General features: G+C 65.0%; 19 protein-coding genes. 14 read left to right on the top strand and 5 right to left on the bottom strand.

All coding sequences use genetic code 11. The features are described from left to right. Positions 1-8: 8 nt before the first annotated feature. From Q0C57_RS15975 to Q0C57_RS16020, 10 genes are all read left to right on the top strand, one after another. Positions 9-206, top strand: a complete 198-nt coding sequence (locus Q0C57_RS15975) for a hypothetical protein (protein WP_296577537.1) — start codon at positions 9-11, stop codon at positions 204-206. Continuing rightward, on the top strand, positions 203-346 hold the full coding sequence (locus Q0C57_RS15980; protein WP_296577539.1) for a hypothetical protein: 144 nt from the start codon (positions 203-205) through the stop codon (positions 344-346). The genes Q0C57_RS15975 and Q0C57_RS15980 overlap by 4 nt, the downstream gene beginning before the upstream one ends. Positions 347-590: 244 nt before the next feature. Next, entirely contained in the window at positions 591-1,346 is a 756-nt protein-coding gene (locus Q0C57_RS15985) for a response regulator (RefSeq protein WP_296577541.1), read from the top strand. Then, entirely contained in the window at positions 1,339-2,703 is a 1,365-nt protein-coding gene (locus tag Q0C57_RS15990) for an ATP-binding protein (RefSeq protein WP_296577543.1), read from the top strand. Before Q0C57_RS15985 ends, Q0C57_RS15990 begins: the two co-directional genes overlap by 8 nt. A gap of 83 nt (positions 2,704-2,786) precedes the next feature. Further along, positions 2,787-4,463: an HlyD family efflux transporter periplasmic adaptor subunit gene (locus Q0C57_RS15995; RefSeq protein ID WP_296577545.1), complete on the top strand. Its 1,677-nt coding sequence runs from the start codon at positions 2,787-2,789 to the stop codon at positions 4,461-4,463. A 10-nt stretch (positions 4,464-4,473) separates the two neighbouring features. Further along, positions 4,474-7,623 (top strand): efflux RND transporter permease subunit, encoded by a 3,150-nt coding sequence (locus Q0C57_RS16000; RefSeq protein WP_296577547.1) that lies wholly within the window; start codon positions 4,474-4,476, stop codon positions 7,621-7,623. A 22-nt stretch (positions 7,624-7,645) separates the two neighbouring features. After that, complete coding sequence (locus Q0C57_RS16005) at positions 7,646-8,017, top strand: hypothetical protein (RefSeq protein WP_296577549.1); 372 nt, start codon at positions 7,646-7,648, stop codon at positions 8,015-8,017. Positions 8,018-8,095: 78 nt separating this feature from the next. Continuing rightward, positions 8,096-9,604 carry an efflux transporter outer membrane subunit gene (locus tag Q0C57_RS16010; protein WP_296577551.1) on the top strand — a complete coding sequence of 503 codons (1,509 nt, stop codon included), beginning with the start codon at positions 8,096-8,098 and terminating at the stop codon, positions 9,602-9,604. A gap of 137 nt (positions 9,605-9,741) precedes the next feature. After that, complete coding sequence (locus Q0C57_RS16015) at positions 9,742-10,332, top strand: DUF305 domain-containing protein (RefSeq protein WP_296577553.1); 591 nt, start codon at positions 9,742-9,744, stop codon at positions 10,330-10,332. A gap of 36 nt (positions 10,333-10,368) precedes the next feature. Further along, complete coding sequence (locus tag Q0C57_RS16020) at positions 10,369-10,932, top strand: hypothetical protein (RefSeq protein WP_296577555.1); 564 nt, start codon at positions 10,369-10,371, stop codon at positions 10,930-10,932. Positions 10,933-11,061: 129 nt separating this feature from the next. Here the strand turns inward: Q0C57_RS16020 and cueR are convergent, their stop codons facing one another. After that, complete coding sequence (cueR, locus tag Q0C57_RS16025) at positions 11,062-11,451, bottom strand: Cu(I)-responsive transcriptional regulator (protein ID WP_296577557.1); 390 nt, start codon at positions 11,449-11,451, stop codon at positions 11,062-11,064. A 75-nt stretch (positions 11,452-11,526) separates the two neighbouring features. On the opposite strand from cueR, the gene Q0C57_RS16030 reads away from it, so the two are divergent. The 3 genes from Q0C57_RS16030 to Q0C57_RS16040 are packed head-to-tail and all read left to right on the top strand — an operon-like array spanning position 11,527 to position 14,616. Next, entirely contained in the window at positions 11,527-13,938 is a 2,412-nt protein-coding gene (locus tag Q0C57_RS16030; RefSeq protein ID WP_296577559.1) for a heavy metal translocating P-type ATPase, read from the top strand. Continuing rightward, the gene (locus Q0C57_RS16035; protein ID WP_296577561.1) at positions 13,935-14,159 is read left to right on the top strand and encodes a DUF2933 domain-containing protein; all 225 of its coding nucleotides are present in this window, start codon (positions 13,935-13,937) and stop codon (positions 14,157-14,159) included. Before Q0C57_RS16030 ends, Q0C57_RS16035 begins: the two co-directional genes overlap by 4 nt. Continuing rightward, positions 14,134-14,616, top strand: coding sequence for an SRPBCC family protein (locus tag Q0C57_RS16040; RefSeq protein WP_296577563.1), 483 nt, complete (start codon positions 14,134-14,136; stop codon positions 14,614-14,616). The genes Q0C57_RS16035 and Q0C57_RS16040 overlap by 26 nt, the downstream gene beginning before the upstream one ends. On the opposite strand, the gene lspA is transcribed toward Q0C57_RS16040, so the two are convergent. Together lspA and Q0C57_RS16050 are read right to left on the bottom strand one after the other, a co-directional pair. Next, positions 14,601-15,128, bottom strand: coding sequence for a signal peptidase II (gene lspA / locus Q0C57_RS16045; RefSeq protein WP_296577565.1), 528 nt, complete (start codon positions 15,126-15,128; stop codon positions 14,601-14,603). The genes Q0C57_RS16040 and lspA overlap by 16 nt on opposite strands. Next, entirely contained in the window at positions 15,125-17,338 is a 2,214-nt protein-coding gene (locus Q0C57_RS16050) for a heavy metal translocating P-type ATPase (protein ID WP_296577567.1), read from the bottom strand. The genes lspA and Q0C57_RS16050 overlap by 4 nt, the downstream gene beginning before the upstream one ends. Before the next feature lie 116 nt (positions 17,339-17,454). On the opposite strand from Q0C57_RS16050, the gene Q0C57_RS16055 reads away from it, so the two are divergent. Then, a complete protein-coding gene (locus Q0C57_RS16055) occupies positions 17,455-17,901 on the top strand; it encodes a helix-turn-helix domain-containing protein (protein ID WP_296577573.1) in 447 nt (148 codons plus the stop codon). A gap of 638 nt (positions 17,902-18,539) precedes the next feature. On the opposite strand, the gene Q0C57_RS16060 is transcribed toward Q0C57_RS16055, so the two are convergent. Together Q0C57_RS16060 and Q0C57_RS16065 are read right to left on the bottom strand one after the other, a co-directional pair. After that, positions 18,540-19,340: a hypothetical protein gene (locus tag Q0C57_RS16060; protein WP_296577569.1), complete on the bottom strand. Its 801-nt coding sequence runs from the start codon at positions 19,338-19,340 to the stop codon at positions 18,540-18,542. A 319-nt stretch (positions 19,341-19,659) separates the two neighbouring features. Further along, a partial coding sequence (locus Q0C57_RS16065; protein ID WP_296571560.1) for a transposase domain-containing protein occupies positions 19,660-19,765 on the bottom strand: 106 nt, incomplete at its 5' end.

Below are 19,765 nucleotides of genomic sequence, written 5' to 3' on the forward strand. Positions count from 1 at the left end.
AGTTTTCCATGAACGCCGTTCTTCAGTTCGGTGCGGGCTACCGCACCTACATCATCGCCGCTGTGCTCGTGCTGGTCGTCATTGTCGAGAAGGGCCTCGGCATCGATGTGCCGGGCGTCGATGTCGGTTCCGACTGGCTCACCCATGTCCTCGCTGCGCTGGGCCTCGGCACGCTGCGCGCCGGGATCACCGGGGCGAACAAGTGACCGGCTGGATCGCACTCACCCTTTTCGTCGCGGCAGTCATCGCCACCGTTGCGATCTTCGCTGCTGGCCGCAAGGCGGGCGCTGCCGCTCCTCGTGATCGCGACGCTCTCACTGACCGCCTGCGTGACGGCACCTTCTAGGTCGGCCGTCGTCTGCCCGCCGGTCGTTGCCCAAGACCGCGCCTTCCAGGCACGCCTTGCCGATGATGTCGCCCGCCTGCCGCCTGACGCGGCGCTAGAGCGGGCAATGCTCGACTGAGCCCGTCTGCGTGATGAGACGCGGGCTTGTGCCTTTGTCTCTGGACCGTCAGCGAGTCGAACCTCTTGAAACGGTCTGTTACAATGCTGAAACAGAGGTGCAGCGGCATTGCTGCACAGTCATTCGATGAGTGTCGAATTGGTGCAGCAAGAAGAGCAGCCAAGGGGGGCATTGCCTCCAGCGTTTGAAATCCTTGTGGTCGATGATGACCGCGAGATTCTTTCGCTCGTCTCCAAGTTCCTTCGTGCAAATGGCTTTCGCGTTCACTCAGCCCGCAGCGGGCCAGAGATGAGCGAATCGCTTCGGCATACCTCGATCGACTTGATCGTGCTCGATCTGATGCTGCCTGGGCGAAACGGTCTGGATTTGTGCAGAGACTTGCGACGAACCTCGTCGATACCCGTCATCATGTTGACGGCCAAAGGCGAGGAAACGGATAGGATCATCGGCCTCGAAGTCGGAGCCGACGACTACTTGCCGAAGCCCTTCAATCCGCGCGAGTTGCTCGCACGGATCAATGCCGTCTTGCGTCGCGCGCGAACCAATGACCAGCAGCCGGCAGAACACGGCGGGCGATCGCTGCAATTCGCCGGCTGGCGCCTAGACACTCTCAAGCGTGAACTGACAGATCCGCGCGGCGTGGTGGTCGACCTGTCGACCGGCGAATACGACCTGTTGGTGGCGTTTCTGGAAGCTCCGCAACGAGTTCTCACCCGCGAGTTCCTGCTGGATGCGGCACGGAATCGTTCGATTGAAGCGTTTGACCGATCGATCGATGTCCAGGTCAGTCGCCTACGCCGAAAGCTCGACGGTGTCGACGATCTCATCAAGACAGTGCGCGGCGCAGGCTACCTCTTCGCGGCGGATGTAACGCGTGGGTGAAGGACGGTCGCTTGCCCTCCTCGGCCTTTGGAGGCGGTTCGACAGCCTCGCCTTGCGCACGACGCTGGTGGTGCTGATCGGTATTGGGCTGGTGCACATCGCAAGCCTTTGGACCTACCAGCACAGCCTGACCCGCGAACTCGATCTCGCGAACGAAGCCCGGTTGGCTGATCAGCTTCTCGCGATCAAGCGTGCGGTGATGCGAGTCCCCGAGAGGGAACGCGAAACTGTCGCCCATGAGATGTCGGGTGGGCCGATCGAGGCGCACTGGAGTCGAACGGAGCACGCCGTGGCTGGCGGCCCCGGCGTGGCTGATTGGGAGGCATTGGGGCGACGGCTTCGCGAACTCGCGCCCGAAATCGCCGAAGACGGTCTCGTCATCGGGGCGAACCGACGTGTCATCGACGACCCGCATCTCGCACTGATCTCGATCCGATTGCCCGACCAGTCCTGGATCAATGTAAGTCTCGTCTCGTGGAATCCACGTGTGCCGGCGGGCCATGGGACACTGTTGTCCACCACGTTGATGGCGTTTGGCGCCATCGTCGTCTCGGTGCTGCTGGTCAGTTGGCTCACGCGACCGCTGACCGGATTCGCCGCAGCCTCGAAGGAGCTTTATCGGAGCAAGGCCGCCGTCCTTGTGCCCGAGGACGGACCTCGCGAGGTTCGAGCACTCGCCATCGCGTTCAACGACATGCAGCGCCGGATCGGCAGGCTAATCGATGATCGTACGCAGGCGCTGGCGGCTGTTTCGCACGATCTCAAGACGCCGATCACCCGGTTGCGTTTCCGGCTTGAAGAGGTCTCCGACCCCGAGGCGCGGGCGGCGATCGCCGCGGATCTCGACGATATGGAGCGAATGCTCGATCAAACGCTCGCCTATCTTCGGGGCGATCGGGCCGACGAGGAGTTCAAGGCCATCGACGTGGCCGCCATACTCGAAACGATTGTCGACGATGCGTCTGATCGTGGACACGCAGTAACGCTGACGAGGGCGGAGCATGTCAGCGTTCCCGGCAGGCGGCTCGCGTTGAAGCGCGCGTTCGGCAATCTCATCGACAACGCGCTGAAGTACGGTCGGGAGGCCCTTATCACCGTCGAGGATCAGTCCGAAACTGTCATCGTCAGTATACGTGATCAGGGGCCCGGCATCGCGCCGGAGGATATCCCACGCGCGCTCGCGCCCTTCGTTCGTCTTGAACCCTCGCGCAATCAGGAGACGGGCGGCTTCGGACTCGGCTTGACCATCGCGCAGGCCATCGTCGAAGGGCATGGGGGTCAGCTGACATTGGCGAACCATGTTGCGGGTGGGCTTGTCGTGTCAGTCCATCTGCCCAAGAAGCAGCGGCCTGCCTGAAACAAACGGTTACAGAGCGGAAATCTTGGCTTTGTGGGAGAGTACTAGGGTCAAGGTCCAGAGATTCCGCGCACAGGACCAACATGACAGCCCCGCTCTCCTACCTCCTTGCCGTTCTAATGATGCTTGCGGCGGTCTTCGGGGCGTTGCCGGCTGTCGCGCACGAGGGCCATGATCATGGTGCCCCACCCCCGCCTGTCTCGGTGACGATTGCGCCTCGCGCCGACGCGTCATCAGCGGACTTCGAGTTGGTCGCAATCGCACGTGGTGCGAAACTCCGGATCTATGTCGACACATTTCGTGGCAACGAACCTGTCCAGGGCGCCGATATTGAGGTCGACGGCCCTGGCGGCACGAATAAGGCGACGGCGATGCCGGACGGCGCATACACGCTCGATGCGCCGTGGCTCGCGCGGCCTGGTCGCTACGATCTCGCCTTCACGGTCCAAACCGGAGACGCCATCGACATCCTGACGGCCACGTTGACGGTCCCCGAACCGCCCGCACCACCGATCCCGACCGTCAGCCTTTGGAACGCACTGATCGGCAGCGCTTGGGCGCAAGACATTCAGGCGCGGTTCGCGACGAGGGATACGAGCCTTTGGGCTGTTGGCGGAGGCGCGTTCGTTGCCGGCTTGGTCGTGGCGGCATTGTTTCGCAGACGCAGTCGCGCGGCCATCACGGCCATACTGGCGGCGCTCGTAGTCATCAGCGCAACTCCGTCGGACGCCGACAGCCCATCTGCGGCGGCGCCACTCATGGCCGAAAGAGACATTGCGCAGCGCTTTGCTGATGGGGCGATCTTCGTGCCCAAGACCACGCAACGCATTCTCGCGATCAGGACACTGTTTACCGAGGAACGTAGCTTCACCGGCACTGTCGAGCTCCCCGCGCGCATCATCCCCGATCCCAGCGCCGCCGGTTTCGTTCAAGCGTCGGTTGCGGGGCGTTTGATGCCTCCGCCCGGCGGTTTTCCACGGCTAGGAACGCGCGTTGAGGCTGGCGATGTTCTGGCCCTCGTCCAGCCGGCCATCGGTGCAGCGGACGTCACGAGTCAACAGCAGCAGTCACGAGAGCTCGACCAGCAGATTGCGATCATCGAACGGCGTCTGGAGCGGTTTCGGCAAATCCAGAGCGTGATCGCACGGGCGCAAATCGAGGATGCCGAACTGGAGTTGCGTGGCCTGCGCACGAGGCGCGCCAACCTGGAGCGGGCGCCACGCGAGCCCGAACGGCTCGTCGCACCCGTGTCGGGTGTCATTGCAACGGTTCAGGCCGTGGCTGGCCAAATCGCGGAACCGAATGCGATCATTTTTCAGATCGTTGATCCGTCCCGCTTCTGGGTGGAGGCGTTGAGCTTCGAGGCGCATGCGATCAATGGCTCCGCAAACGGAAGGTTCGGGGACGGGCGGACAGTGACGCTCGCCTATCGCGGCTCCGGTCTCGCCGACCGCAATCAGGCCATTCCAATCCAGTTCAGCGTCGAAGGCGCGGCACGCGGCCTGCGAGCCGGTCAGCTCCTAACGGTTCTGGCCTCTACGACCGACGAACGTACCGGAATCGCCGTGCCGCGGACCAGCGTCCTTCGCGGTCCAAATGGTCAGTCGATCGTCTACGAACACACGAACGCTGAACGCTTCTTACCGCGCGAGGTTCGGGTCGAACCGCTCGACGGTACTCGGGTCCTGATCGTCTCAGGCGTCGAAGCTGGCAAACGCATCGTGACACAGGGCGCTGAGCTCCTGAACCAGATTCGCTGAGGCGGGCGCGATGTTCAACTTTCTCGTCACACAGTCGCTGCGCAACCGACTTTTCGTTCTCGCTTTCGCGGCCGCACTGATCATTTACGGCGCGTTCACCGTCACGAAGCTGCCGGTGGATGTCTTCCCGGACCTCAACCGCCCCACCGTAACGATCATGACGGAGGCGGAAGGGCTCGCGCCCCCGGAGGTCGAGCAGCTCGTCACTTTCCCGCTCGAAACGCAGATGAATGGGCTTCCGGGCGTCACACGCGTGCGCTCAACGTCGGGCGTCGGTCTCTCGATCATCTATGTCGAGTTCGACTGGGGCACCGACATCTATCGCAATCGCCAGCAGATCGCCGAGCGTCTTTCGTTGGTTCAGGCGCAGCTGCCAGCCAATGTCGTTCCGCAGATGGGCCCGATCAATTCGATCATGGGCCAGATCATGTTGATCGCCGTGACTGGACCAAGCGGCGTCTCGGCCATGGATCTGCGCGAGCTCGCCGACTTCACAATCCGCCCCCGCTTGCTGACCATTCCTGGCGTCGCGCAGGTGATCCCGATCGGCGGCGAAGTCCGGCAATACCGCGTGTCGCCAAATCCGGCCGCGTTGCGTGCGCTTGGGGTCACGCAGGCACAGGTCGAAGCCGCGCTTGCCCAGTTTGGAGCAAACACAGGTGGTGGCTTCACCGACCAATACAGCCGCGAGTTCCTGATCCGGAACATCGGCCGCACGCGCAGTCTCGATGATCTGCGCAGCATTATCGTCGCGACGGTGGCGGGTCAGCCCGTGGCGTTGCGTCAGGTTGCCGATGTGTCATTCGCCCCGCGCATCAAGCGCGGCGACGCGGGCTTCCAGGGTCAATCTGCCGTCATCGTGTCGGTGGAGAAGCAACCGGGCATCGACACAATCCGCCTGACCAGTCAGGTCGAGCAGGCAATCCGGGACATCACCGCGACGTTGCCGAATGGGATCCGCGCGGATCAGGTCCTGTTCCGGCAGGCGAGCTTTATCGAGACATCGATCGGGAATGTGAAAAAGGTGCTGCTTGAGGCGATCGTTGTCGTTGCGATCGTCCTGTTCGCCTTCCTCCTGAACGTGCGAACCACGGCGATTTCGCTGACTGCCATCCCGGTCTCGATTCTCATCACGGCGATCGTCTTCCACCTGATGGGGCTTTCCATCAACACGATGACGCTCGGCGGTCTGGCCATCGCCATCGGCGAGTTGGTCGACGATGCGGTGGTCGACGTCGAGAACATCTTCCGGCGCCTGCGCGAGAACCGGGAGAAGGGAAACCCGCGCTCGGTCTTCGATGTCGTCGTCTCGGCGAGCCAGGAGGTGCGCTCCGGGATCGTCTACGCCACGATGATCATCGTGCTGGTGTTCGTGCCGCTCTTTGCCTTGTCCGGCATCGAGGGACGGCTCTTCGCGCCGCTTGGCCAAGCCTACATCATCTCCATCCTGGCGAGCCTCGTGGTCTCGATCACGCTCACCCCGGTCATGGCCTATTACATGCTGCCGGGACTGAAGCGGCTCGACGAGCATGAAGGTGTGATCGTCCGCGTGCTGAAGCGCGGCAATCGCCGGCTTCTCGATTGGTCCTTTCGTCATCCGAAAACACTCATGACCGGCGCGCTCGCCGGCGTGATCGCCGCCGGAGCGTTCGCCACGCAGCTGCCGCGCTCGTTCCTGCCGCCCTTCAACGAGGGCACATTGACAATCTCGATGTTGTTCAACCCGGGCATCTCGCTTGCGGAGAGCCACCGGGTCGGGCTGATCGCCGAGCGGATCATCATGGAGGTCCCTGAGGTCAAGCTGGTTGGCCGGCGCACGGGACGCGCGGAACTCGACGAACATGCCGAAGGCGTCCACTCCTCGGAGATCGACGTCGATCTACATCCGAACGGTCGCTCGAAAAACGAAATCGTCAACGACATCCGCGCTCGCTTGTCGGTGCTGCCTGTCACCACCAACATGGGCCAGCCGATCTCGCACCGGCTCGACCACATGCTCTCGGGCGTGCGCGCGCAGATCGCCTTGAAGATATTCGGGGAGGATCTTGATACGATCCGCGCGCTCGCGGAGGAGCTTCGCCAGAGGCTCGCCAGTGTCCCAGGCGTCGTTGATCTGCAGGTCGAGAAGCAAGTCCGCATCCCGCAACTCGAGGTCATCGTCGACTATCGCCGCGCCGCACTCTACGGACTTCAGCCGGCCGCGATCACGGAGCAATTGGAGCGCCTGTCGAACGGCCGCATCGTGTCCCGACTCGTCGACGGCAATCGCCGCTTCGACGTCGTCGTCCGCCTCCAGGACGAGCGCCGAACCACGCAAGGGCTCGCGGATCTGCTGATCGAATCGCCCGTAGGATGGATACCGGTGCGCCAGATCGCCGATATCGTCGAAACGGATGGGCCGAACCAGATCCTGCGTGAGAACGGCAAGCGGCGCGTGGTTGTCATGGCGAACACGGACGGCGCAGCCGACATGGCGACTGTGATCGGCCAGATTCGGCAGGTGATCGCCAAACATCAATTGCCGCCCGGCTTTTTCATCAGCCTGGAAGGGACATTCCAGGCGCAGGAAGAGTCGATGCGGACGATCGGGCTGTTGAGCCTCGTCTCACTCGCGATGATCTTCGCCGTCCTCTACTCTCGCTACCGCTCGGTGCTTTTCGTCGCGATCATCATGTCGAGCGTGCCGCTAGCGCTGATCGGCTCGGTCACGGCGCTATGGCTTGCGGGGCAGCCGCTATCCGTCGCCTCGATGGTCGGTTTCATTACGCTGACCGGCATCGCGACACGGAACGGTATCCTCAAGATCAGTCACTACGTCAACTTGGCGATCCACGAAGGGATGTCCTTCGGACCGGACCTCGTGATGCGCGGGTCGCTCGAACGGCTGACGCCCGTGCTCATGACCGCGCTCTCCGCCGGCGTGGCGCTTGTCCCGCTGATGATCGACGCGTACGCGCCTGGCAAGGAGATCCTGCATCCTGTCGCGATCACCATCTTCGGAGGGCTCGTGACCGCCACCGTGCTCGACACGTTTCTGACGCCCACCCTGTTCCTTCGCTACGGCCGCAAGCCACTCGAGCGGCTGGTCGCGCAGGTGCGCGACGCCCAACAAGCGCCCGTTGGCGGAACGATTGTCGCGAAACCGCTTGAATCCTTCTAGACCCCCGACATGGAGCCCTCTCGTGACCCGCCTTATCCTTGCCGTGCTGCTCGGCCTTTCGCTTGCTGTTCCTGCCTTCGCGCATGATCCTCGTCCCGGGCCGAATGGCGGGCTCAAGGTCGATGCAGGCGCACGCCATCACGCCGAACTCGTGGTGAACGGAACGCCGCAGGTCGTGGTGTTTCTCTATGACGCGAACGACCAGCCGGTCTCGGCCCAAGGCTACCGCGCCAATGCCATCCTCGTCGTGGCCGGCGCGACGCAGCGCTTCGCCTTGCAGCCGGGCGAAGGAAACCGCCTGACTGGCACCGCACCGGTTTCAGTGCCAGCCGGAACCAGAGGCGCTGTGCAGATCACGGCCCCCGATGGCGCGACCGCTCAGGCGCGGTTCTGATCGTCAGCGTCTGAACCACCACTACAAACATCCATCTCTCGTGAATAGCGGCGCAGCTTGCTCCGCCAGTGGGGATCTATGTCCGCTTTCGTTCGTCGGTCGAAGTTCATGTTGGCGCCACTGGCGCTTCTTCTGGTGGCCGGGTGCACTCTGCGCGAGCAACCTGAGATCGGGCTGGCGCCCGTTCCCCATGCTTGGACCTATGGGCCAACCGCGCGCCCGGGCACGGTGAACTTGAGCCTTGTCGACTGGTGGAAGCAGTACAGGGATCCCCAAGTAAGCCTTCTGGTCAACCAGGCGCTTGCCGGCAATCCCTCGGTTGCGGAAGCGCTTTACAGGGTGCAAGCGGCACGTGCCCTCGCGCGGGCAGACAATGCGTTGCGCTTTCCACAGGGAACACCGCGCGCTGGGATCGAGATTACCTCTCGGTTGGCGGGCCCAGCGGCAGGCCTCAATGAAGCTGGTGAAGCCGCCGGTCAAGGAGAGCGACGGACCGTCGGCGTCGGCCAAGCCGGAGTGGATGCGAGCTGGGAGATCGACCTGTTCGGCCGTCTCGGAGCACAGGCCGGGGCCTCGGAGCGCAATGCCGAAGCGCGGGTTGAAGACTTGGAGGCGGCTCGAACGACGCTCGCCGCCGATGTCGTCAGGACCTACATCGAACTCCGGGGCGCCCAACGTCGTCGCGCGGTCGTCGTCAATGAAATTGAAGCGAGGCGGCAACTCGCGCAATTGGTGAGGTCGCAGCAGGCTGCGGGCCTCGCCGGAGAGTTCGACGTGCAGCGTGCCGCGGCGACCTTCGAAGCAGCGCGCGCGCGGCTACCCCTTGTCGAGGCCGAAGTCGCCCTCGCGACTCAAAGGCTCGCGACGCTGACCGGTCAACCGGCGGCGACAGCTGCTCTTCGTCGGTCAATGGGTGGCATCCCCATGACCGCCACGCCGGGTCCGACGCTGCCGGCGGACTTGCTCCGAATGCGTCCCGACATTCGCCGTTCGGAATTGACGGTGCTGCAACGCGCGGCGTTGGCGGAGGTCGCGTATGCCGAACTGTTTCCGAGGCTGACTTTGGGCGGGTCGATCGAGGTTCGCGCCAACGTGCTGGCGACGCCGATCGCCGGCACGCCCGTTACCGTGGCGGGCGGACCGGGCATCTCCATCCCGCTGTTTGATTGGGGACAGCGGCGTGCGCTCCTGAATGCGCGCGAGGCGGAACTGAAGGAGGGGATCGCTTCCTACCGACGGGTTGTTCTTGAGGCTGTCGGCGAAGTCGAGATTGCATTGTCGCAAGTACGCCAGCAGGCGCTTCGAGTCGATCGACTGCGCACAGCCGTCGATGCGGCGCGACGAGCGTTCGTAACCGCACAGCGTTTGTATCAAGCCGGGGAAATCAACCTGACGGAGAGGCTTCAAGCTGAAGCCGACTTGAGGCAGGCGGAACTGGATTTCGCCGCGGCGAGCGAAACGCGTGCCGTGGCTTTGGTGACCTTGTACCGGGCACTGGGAGCAGGACCGGGGCGGCTGCCAGCCCTTCCAGCGCCGACGGCAGCGCCACCCCCGCTCATTAGCATCCTCGCCCGCGAGTCGCAATGAAGCCCAAGCGGCCTCCGACATTTAGGTTTCGGTGCCCTAGGCCGCACCGGACACAATCCGTTACATGACGGCAATGCCGTTGAAACCCGACTAGGGCCATCTGGACTCAACGCTTTCAGCTGCTTGAGGAGCACATCATGAAACTGGCCGTCGCGCTGATGACCTCTGTCGCCGTTTCGCTTTTGTCGGCCACGGCATCCCTTGCGCAGAACCCGCATGCGGGACACGGCGCGCACGGGGCTGGGGCGGGGCAGCAGACGCCCATGGGCGACATGGACAACATGATGAGCATGATGCGCCAGATGACCGCCATGATGGAGCGCATGCGGACCGCGTCGCCTGCGGAGCGGGAGCGCATGATGGGCGAGATGCGGCCGATGATGCAGGGCATGATGCCGATGATGAAGGGCATGATGGGCGGCCACGGGATGGGGATGATGGGGCAGACGCCTCAGACGCAGGCAGCCACCTCGCCGTCGACGCGCGCTTTCGAGGAGGCAAATGCGAAAATGCATCGCGACATGGCGATCGCCTTCAGCGGCAACGCGGACGTAGATTTCGTTCGCGGCATGATCCCACATCATCAGGGCGCCATCGACATGGCACGGGTTGTTCTGCAATTCGGAACGAACGAGCAGACCAAAAAGTGGGCCAACGAGATCATCGCCGCTCAGGAGCGCGAGATCGCCGAGATGCGGGAGTGGCTGCGCACGAATGCGCCGCAGTGAGCCGCCAGCCGAAGGAGGACTGCGGGAGGTCAACCGATGACGAGCGTGGTCGACCCGCTAGAGCTGTCTAATGACGGTTGGCGGACCGGCCTGCGCGGCTATCTCGGTGTGTCGGCGATTGGACATCTTCTGTGGGAGGCAGCACACGTCCACCTCTACACGATTTGGAACACGGGCACCTCGATCGAGATTACAGGCGCGGTGCTTCATTGTTCTGTCGGCGATGTGCTGATCGCCATGTCCGTGCTTCTTGTTCCACTACTGACCTTACCGGGGGGCATAATTTGGCCGTTCCCTGCTCGGAGAATTTTGCCGGTTGTCGTGGCAACTCTCACCTTGGGCCTCGCCTACACAGTCGCCAGTGAGTGGTGGAACGTCGAAATACGCGGGACCTGGAGCTACACTCCAGAGATGCCACGGCTGCTGCCATGGGGCACCGGGCTAACGCCGGTCTTGCAATGGTTGATCGTGCCGTCCCTCGCGCTGTTCGCGGCGAGCAGCCAAGCTGAGCGCGCAGTGCACAATGCCACTGCATCTCTGCACGGACGACCAACGCGTCCTGCTAACCCGGAGCGTCAAAGCCACGATGGCGTGCGTTGATCGCCTTGGGCGTCATCATACCGTTCGCCATGTCCTGCCAGGCTCGCGCCGCGCAGGAGCGCGAAATCGCAAGATGCGGGAGTGGCTGGCGAACAACGCACTGCGAGCGCCGACGTTCGACCCGCCCCTTCAGCGCCGTTCGAGTTCGTGGATGATCGGGCAGTCCGGCCTATCGTCGCCGTGGCAGGCTTCGGCGAGCGTCCGCAACGCGCCGGCGACCTCTGCGAGCGCCTCCGCGCGGTGCTCCAGGTCGGCCACATGGGCGAGCGCGAGCGATTTCACTTCGGCGCTGGTGCGGCTGCGGTCGGCCCAGAGGCGAAGCAGCTCACGCATCTGCTCGACGGAGAAGCCGAGATCCTTCGCCCTCCGGACGAATTTCACCCGGTGCAGGTCAGCGGGGCCGTAGTCGCGGTAGCCACTGTCGCGCCGCGCCGGTCGTGGCAAAAGCCCGATGCTCTCATAGTGGCGGATCATCTTGGCTGAGACGCCGCTCGCCGCCGCCAGTTCGCCGATCTGCACCGTAGCATCTCCCGCTTGACCTTCCCATGATGGGAAGGTGCAGGCTTTCGGTCAACCCGGGAAAAGGCGTCTGTCATGCCCTCCAAAGATCAAGCTGCGCGCCACGCGCCATCCTCAGGCTGCTGCGGCGACCATGCCGCTCATGGACACGATCATGATGAGTACGTGCAGGCGGGCGGCGAAGCTCCCGAACCGCACCAAGTCCGCGACCCCGTTTGCGGAATGAGCGTCGATCCTCACACTTCGCTTCATCGCGCGACGCATGCCGGCCGCACGCAATACTTCTGCTCCGCTGGCTGCAAGACGAAGTTTGAAGCGGAGCCCCAACGCTACCTCAATCCTGCGCAGACGAAGCCGACCGCCCCGACGCCTGTAGGAACGATCTACACCTGCCCCATGCACCCGCAAGTGCGGCAGGTCGGACCCGGTAATTGTCCGATCTGTGGCATGGCGCTGGAACCTGAGATTGCAAGTGCTGATGCTGGCCCGAATCCTGAGCTGGCCGATTTCACGCGCCGCTTCTGGATTGGCGCTGCGCTAACCATTCCCGTGTTCGCGCTGGAAATGGGCGGGCATCTGACCGGCCTTACCCACGCCATCGGCCAGCAGACGAGCAACTGGCTGCAATTCCTGTTTGCAACGCCTGTCGTCTTGTGGGCCGGCTGGCCGCTTCTGGAGCGCGGCTGGGCGTCCGTGCGCAACCGCAGCCTCAACATGTTTACGTTGATCGCACTCGGCGTCGGCGTCGCCTACCTCTACAGCCTTGTCGCCACCTTCGCGCCGGCGCTGTTCCCGCCCACCTTTCGCATCATGGACCGCGCGGTCGCAGTCTACTTCGAGGCGGCCGCCGTCATCACCGTGCTCGTACTGCTCGGCCAGGTGTTGGAGCTTCGGGCGCGCGAGAGCACGGGCGGCGCGATCCGCGCCCTTCTCGACCTTGCACCAAAAACCGCGCGTCGTATCCGCTCCGACGGCACGGAAGAGGAGATCGGGCTCGATCAGGTCGGCGTGGGCGACCGCCTCCGTGTCCGCCCAGGCGAGAAGGTCCCGGTGGACGGCGCGGTGCTGGACGGTCGCAGCGCGGTCGACGAGTCAATGGTGACGGGCGAGTCCATGCCAGTCACCAAAGAGGCGGGCGCAGCCGTCATCGGCGGCACCGTCAACCAGTCCGGCGCGCTGATGATCGAGGCGAAGCGCGTGGGGCGCGACACCATGCTCTCGCAGATCGTCAATCTTGTTGCGCAGGCGCAGAGAAGCCGCGCCCCGATTCAGCGGCTCGCTGACCAGGTCTCCGGTTGGTTCGTGCCTGCTGTGATGGGAGTCGCGGTCCTTACGTTTGCGGCCTGGATGCTATTCGGGCCCGAACCGCGCTTCGCCTATGCGCTCGTCGCCGCCGTCGCCGTGCTCATCATCGCCTGCCCCTGCGCGCTCGGCCTCGCCACGCCGATGTCGATCATGGTCGGCGTCGGCCGCGGCGCCGAGAGCGGCGTGCTGATCAAAAACGCCGAGGCGCTGGAGCGGATGGAGAAGGTCGATACGCTCGTGGTCGACAAGACCGGCACGCTGACCGAAGGCAAGCCGGCGGTGACGGCAATCCTCGTCGCGAACGGCTTCACGGACGCCGAGGCGCTGCGCCTCGCGGCCGCCGTCGAGCGCGCAAGTGAGCATCCGCTGGCGCTCGCTATCGTCCAAGCCGCCGAGGCGCGCGGGATCAAGCCAGCTCCCGTCATCGACTTCGACTCGCCGACCGGAAAGGGCGCCTTGGGCACGGTTGAGGGCAAGCGCGTCGCGCTCGGCTCGGCCGCGTTCCTGGCCGAGCATGGGGTCGATGCCGCTGCTCTCGCAGCCCAGGCGGAACGCTTGAGGGAGGACGGGGCGACGGTGATCTTTGCGGGCGTCGACGGCAGCCTCTCGGCCGCGTTCGCGATCGCCGACCCTGTCAAGGCGACCACGCCGGACGCGATCGCGGCGCTGAAGCGTGAAGGCGTGCGGATCGTCATGCTGACGGGCGACAATCGCACCACGGCGCGGGCGGTCGCGGCGCGTCTGGGCATCAACGAGGTGGAGGCCGAAGTTCTCCCGGACCAGAAAAGCGCCATCGTGGAGCGACTTCGTCGTGAAGGCCGCATCGTGGCGATGGCAGGCGACGGGGTCAACGATGCGCCGGCGCTCGCTGCGGCCGATGTCGGGATCGCGATGGGAACCGGCACGGACGTCGCCATGGAGAGCGCGGGCGTCACGCTGCTCAGGGGCGACCTCATGGGCATCGTCAAGGCGCGCAGGCTTTCGCACGCGACGATGCGCAACATCCGGCAGAACCTGTTCTTCGCCTTCGCCTACAACGCCGCCGGCGTGCCGGTGGCGGCGGGCGTTCTCTATCCCGCCTTCGGCCTGCTGCTCTCGCCCATCATCGCCGCTGCGGCGATGGCCTTGTCGTCGGTGAGCGTGGTGGGCAACGCGCTGCGGCTGCGGAGCTTCAAGCCATGAACCAGACGTCCCTGAATCGTCCCATCGTCATCGCCGCCGCCTCGCTCGCCATCGTGGGCGCATTCTATGTCTTGCGCGAGCATTGGGGGCACGCGCTCGGCGCGCTGCCCTACCTTCTGCTGCTCGCTTGTCCGCTGCTGCATTTGTTTCATGGGCATGGCGGCCACGGGCATCATCCTGCCAACGGAGGCGGACGTGAGCGACGCGATGACCTGCCATGAGGAAAGGCAATCGTCGATCGCCGTGGCGCCGGAGGTTCTCTTCGACCATCTCGACGATCCGGCGCGGTTCGGCCGACACATGGCGAAGCCGTCCCTGATGATGCTCGGCGGTTCGATGAGCTATCTTCTGGACGAGGCGAAGGGGCGAGCCGTCGGCTCGATCATTCGCATGGAAGGCTACGTGGCAGGGATGAAGCTCAGCCTTGAAGAACGCGTGACCGAGCGTGATCCGCCATGGCGCAAGACATGGGAAACGATCGGAAGCGTGCGGTTGGTCGTGATTGACTGGTATCGCATGGGCTTCGTCCTCGCCCCTGATCAGGATGGCTCGCGAATTTCAGCATTCATCGACTACACGCCGAACGCTCGCTTCCCACTAATCGCCGCGCCGGTCGCCCGCGTCTATGCGCTCTGGTGTCTTCAACAGATTGTGCGCGCTGCTCAGATAGGCGCATGATCGCGAGACGGCGGCCTGGCAGATGCGCCCAGCAGCACGCAGCCGACACCTAATGTGATGGCGACGTCGGCGAGGTTGAACGTCGGGAAGTGATGGCCGGCCCAGTGCAGGTCGATGAAATCGGTGACCATCCCGTCGCGCCAGCGGTCGACGGCGTTGCCGATGGCGCCGCCCGCGATCAGCGCGAGGCCCGCGCGCTCCAGGGGCTGCGGTGTCCGCAGCGCCCAGGCGATCAGGCTCGCCGCGACCAGCAGCTTGAAGGCGCTAAAGGCCGAGGCCCAGTCGTCGAGCGTGTCGCGGAACAGGCCGAAGCTGACGCCCGTGTTGAAGCCGAGGGTGAGATCCAGCACCGGCAGTAAGGGGATCGCGCGGGGCGGCTGCATCACGACGTTGAGGATCAGCCACTTGCTGGCGGCGTCCAGCGCGAAGGCCGCGCCGGCGATCGACAGCAAATCGACGAGGCGACTCGCCAGGACGTGGCTCGCGGCTTGACGCCGCGTGGAGCGGCTCACGTCCGCGTCTCGCGCTCGAAGCCGAGCAGCCTGAGCGCATTCAGCGTGACGAGGACGGTGGCGCCGGTGTCGGCGAGGATCGCGATCCAAAGCCCGGTGTAGCCGAACACCGAGGTCACAAGGAACACCGCCTTGAGGCCCAGCGCGACGGCGATGTTCTGGCGGATGTTGCCCATGGCCGCGCGCGAGAGCCTGATCAGGCGCGGCACGTCCGTGACGCGGCTGCGCAGGAGCGCCGCGTCCGCCGTCTCCAGCGCCACGTCCGTACCCGAGCCCATCGCCACGCCGACCGAGGCCGCCGCCAGCGCCGGCGCGTCGTTGATGCCGTCGCCGACCATCATGACGGGCGCGCCGGCCGCCAGCCGCTTGACCTCGGCCACCTTATCGTCGGGCAGGAGCTGCGCGCGATGGTCCATGCCGAGCGCGCCCGCGATGGCCGCGCCGGTGCGGGCGTTGTCGCCGGTGAGCATCACCGACGACACGCCGAGCGCCTTGAGCTGGGCGACGGCGGCGCGCGCGTCCTCGCGCGCCTCGTCCCGCAGCGCGATCAGGCCGACCGGGCGCGCCGACCTGAACACGGCCGCCACCGTCTTGCCCTCGCCCTCCAGCCGGTCGATGGCGTCGCGAAGGTCGGCTGGCAGGGCACCCGCTTCCGAGGCGAAGCGCGGTGAGCCAACGAAGACGCTCTCATTGTCGATGCGCGCCTCCATGCCCCGGCCGGGAATGGCCCTCGCTCCGGTCGCGGCGGGCAAAGTGAGGCCGTCCGCCTCGGCCCGCGCCAGGATCGCCTGCGCGAGGGGATGGTTCGAGCCCGTCTCGACGGCCGCCGCGAGCCGCAGCACCTCGGCTTCGGCCACGCCCGAACCGACGATGTCGGTGACCTTCGGCTCGCCGCGCGTGAGTGTTCCGGTCTTGTCGAAGGCGACGATGCGCGTGCGGGCGGCGGCCTCTATGACGGCGCCGCCTTTGAGCAGCAGGCCCCGCCTCGCACCGGCGGACAGCGCCGAGGCGATCGAGGCGGGCACCGAGATGACCAGCGCGCAGGGGCAGCCGATCAGCAGGATCGTCAGCCCGCGATAGACCCACGTGCCCCAGTCCCCGCCCAGGAACAGCGGCGGCACGATCGTTACTAGGACAGCGAGGGCGACGACGGCCGGCATGTAGATGCGGCTGAAGCGGTCGATGAAACGCTCGGTCGGCGCGCGCGCCTCCTGCGCCTCCTCCACCAGCCGGATGATGCGCGCGATGGTGTTGTCCTCCGCGCCCTTCGTCACCTCCACCCGCAGCGCGGCATCGGAGTTGATCGAGCCGGCGAACACCGGATCGCCCGGACCTTTGGCCTTCGGCATCGACTCGCCCGTAACGGGCGCCTCGTTGACTGAGGAGACGCCTTCGACGATCTCTCCGTCGGCGGGGATGCGGTCGCCGGGCCGGGCCAGAACGATCTGCCCGATGCGGAGCGAAGCCGCCGGAACCTGACGCGTCGCCCCACCTTCCTCGATCGTCGCGGTCTTAGGCACGAGGTCGGCGAGCGCGCGGATACCGGCGCGGGCACGCTCGGCGGCGACGCCCTCCAAGACCTCGCCGACCGCGAAGAGAAACACGACCAGCGCTGCCTCCTCGGCCGCGCCGATGACGAGCGCGCCCGCCGCCGCGATCGTCATCAGCATCTCGATGGTGAAAGGCATCCCAGCGCGCGCCGCCGCGACCGCGCGCCGGGCGATGGGCGCGACCCCGATCAGGCAGGCGGCGACGAAGCCCCAAGCCGCGACTTGCGGGTTCCCGACGGCGAGCTTGATCGCCCAGGCACCCGCCAGTAGCGCACCAGTCAGCATCACGAGCCGGCCCTTGGCGGTACGCCACCAAGCGGACGGACCTAGGTTCGCCGAGACAGGCGGCGCCACGTCGTTCTGGGAGATCGCATCGGCCGACGCGGCGGCAGAACTCGCCGGCGCCGTCCTCGGCGCGATCGGCTCGATGCCGTAGCCGAGCGCGCGCACCGTTGCTTCGATCGCGGTCGGGTCGGCCCGATCGGCGTCGAGCCTCAACGACAGCGTCTCTGTCGCGATCGCGACCTTGACGTGCTCCACGCCGGGCATGCGCTCCACGGCCCCACGTATCTTTGCCGCGCAGCTGCCGCAGTCCATGCCGGACACTTTCCAAACAAAGGCGCCGAATTTGTCGTTGGCGTCGGCGGCAATAGTCGACATGACTCACGCTCCCTTGATGCGACTCGTCACACCGGATACGACCTCTAGTGACTAGAGGTTCAAGGGGCTGTTCGATGAAAAGAGCGATTACGTCCGATGCCGCTGCGCACGAGCGCGTGATCGCGATCGGCGCGCTGGCTGCGCGCACTGGGGTCAAGGTAGAGACGATTCGCTATTACGAGCAGGTCGGGCTTTTACCCGCGCCCGAGCGTAGCGAAGGCAACCAGCGCCGCTACGGCCGCCGGCATCTGGAGCGTCTCGCTTTCATTAGGCACGCGCGCGACTTGGGATTCCCGGTCGAAACCTTGCGGGGATTGCTCGCGCTGGCCGACCGGCCGGACATGCCCTGCGACGAGGCGCACCGGATCGCCGCGCGGCAGCTGGCCGACGTGCGCCGCAAAATCGCTCACCTCCGAGCGCTGGAGGCGGAACTCGATCGCATCGCCCAGTCCTGCCTCGGTGGCGCGCCGGTGCGCGACTGCGCAGTGATCGAGGCCCTCGCTAAGGAGCAAAGGGCCGATTCAGTGCCGCTGGGGAAAAGGGACGCCGGAAGCGCGTGCTGATCGCTGCGCGTACTGACCTTTGAATCGTAGCGGCACCGTGGCGGGTCAATATCCGGGCGGCCTACCAGTACTCCGTATGACTGCGATAAAGTTCGTGGGAGCCGGAGCAGTATGTTCGTATCCGGGTTCCTATCCTCCGCCAATTCCCGCTGAAATCCTTGGAAACTTGCGCTGTCGGGAGACCTATCCCAAAGGCTACCCTGGCGGACTCGGTCAACCAGTGATCTGTCCAGTGCGGCTTTGCCGGGACCGGCCGCCGAGCTTGTTCCCGGTCGGCTGGATTGTTGCTTCGCCCTTCTGAGCTTGTCCGATGTGCTCCACCCGATTCGGCTTCGACATCGGCATTGGTTGGAACCCACGCACGGCTCCTGGCCGGAATGACCGGAAGCCGCATTCCGATTGGCGCCGACCAGTCCGGGTGTGTTTCCGTCGGAGTTATCTATCAGTTTTCTGAGACGATACATTTGGCGGTTTCGGGCGGAGCATGGCGGTCAAAGCGCCACGTCGAGCTGACTGGAAGCCCAAGTCGGAAGCGGTCTATCATCCTGAATGCCACCGCCTTATGGCCATCGATGGGTGGTGACATGGGGAAAATGGCCATAAGCGACCGCGGTCCATCACTCCCACGCTCCCCATGGTCATGACCAGCCGAGTGCCTTTAACCGGCGCGCGGCACGAACCTCGCGATCGGAGCCGTTGCGCTCGACCAATCGCGCTGCCGCAGACAGCCAGGAATTGAGGCCCGAGCCCCGCTCCTGGCCTGGGGTGCAGGCCGGCGGCGCACAGCGACCAAATTCCGCATAGAGGCCACCAAGGACATGCTGCGGCGTTGCCGGAAGGCGGGCGGCCTCAAGGCCGAGTGTCATGCGCAGGCCGACCAAGATCGCGGCGGCATCCCGGGCCGCCTCGTTCTGCGTGCCGGCGCGCCGATGCAGGGCGAGCAGGACCGTGCTCAGGGCACTTCGCTCACCGAGCCTGAACTGCATGGCCTGACACAGGTTGGTCGTCCGGAACGCCCCGGAGTTCCGACCGCACAGGGCGCGATAGCGGGTCGCGTTGTCGACAGTGGTCGTTGCAAGGTGGACGGCCCCCCCCGCCTTGCCGGTCCATTCAACCAGTTTGGGAGCCAGCTGTTCACGAGCGAGGTTCGACATGGACTGCCAGGCCTCCCAGCCGCGCCTCAACGCCTCCGCATTGGTCATATCGCCCTGAGCCAGCGCCGGGCTGGAAAAGGTCAAGGAGGCAACGACAACCAGCCAAGCTAGCCCCGCGGCGACGATGGAGCGCATTGCCTTGACCGCTCTGGCCAGGGCCGCATCCGTTGCGTGCCGGGCACAACCTTCATGTCGATTGCCCTTGGCCAACTGATGCCCGGTCCTTGGGCGCGCTGTGGCCAGAGGACGGGTCTGCGCGAGAGTGCCGTGATGTGCCTGGTTCATCTCATCAGTTCCTTTGAACGCTGATCGGCACGCCGAGACAGGCATTCAATTCGTTGGTGCAAGCTATCTGGCTTGGCGTCGGGTCTATAGCTACTGGTCGTGTCCCGAACGTGGTGGCGACGAGGCCTCGGCAGGGTCCAAGGATGATCAGGCGAGCATGGCGCCCAGTCTGACGGCAAAACCATCGCTCAAGACGGGAAGTGACTCCAGGCTCATTTGGCGTCGCGAGAATGCTCTGTCGTCGCACCGATCGCCGATCGGCGCGTCGATCAGGCGGATTGAACCGCACTCAACCGCCGCGGTTTTGTAAGCGCTGTTGTCAGGCCACGGCTTTGAGCGGTCTTGCGGCATAGGCCCAGGGCAGGAGCTCGTCGATCTGGCTTTGCGGATGTCCGGCGACGATGCGGCTGATGACGTCGGCGAGG

This window comes from Phreatobacter sp. (assembly GCF_022843985.1).
Lineage (GTDB): Bacteria > Pseudomonadota > Alphaproteobacteria > Rhizobiales > Phreatobacteraceae > Phreatobacter.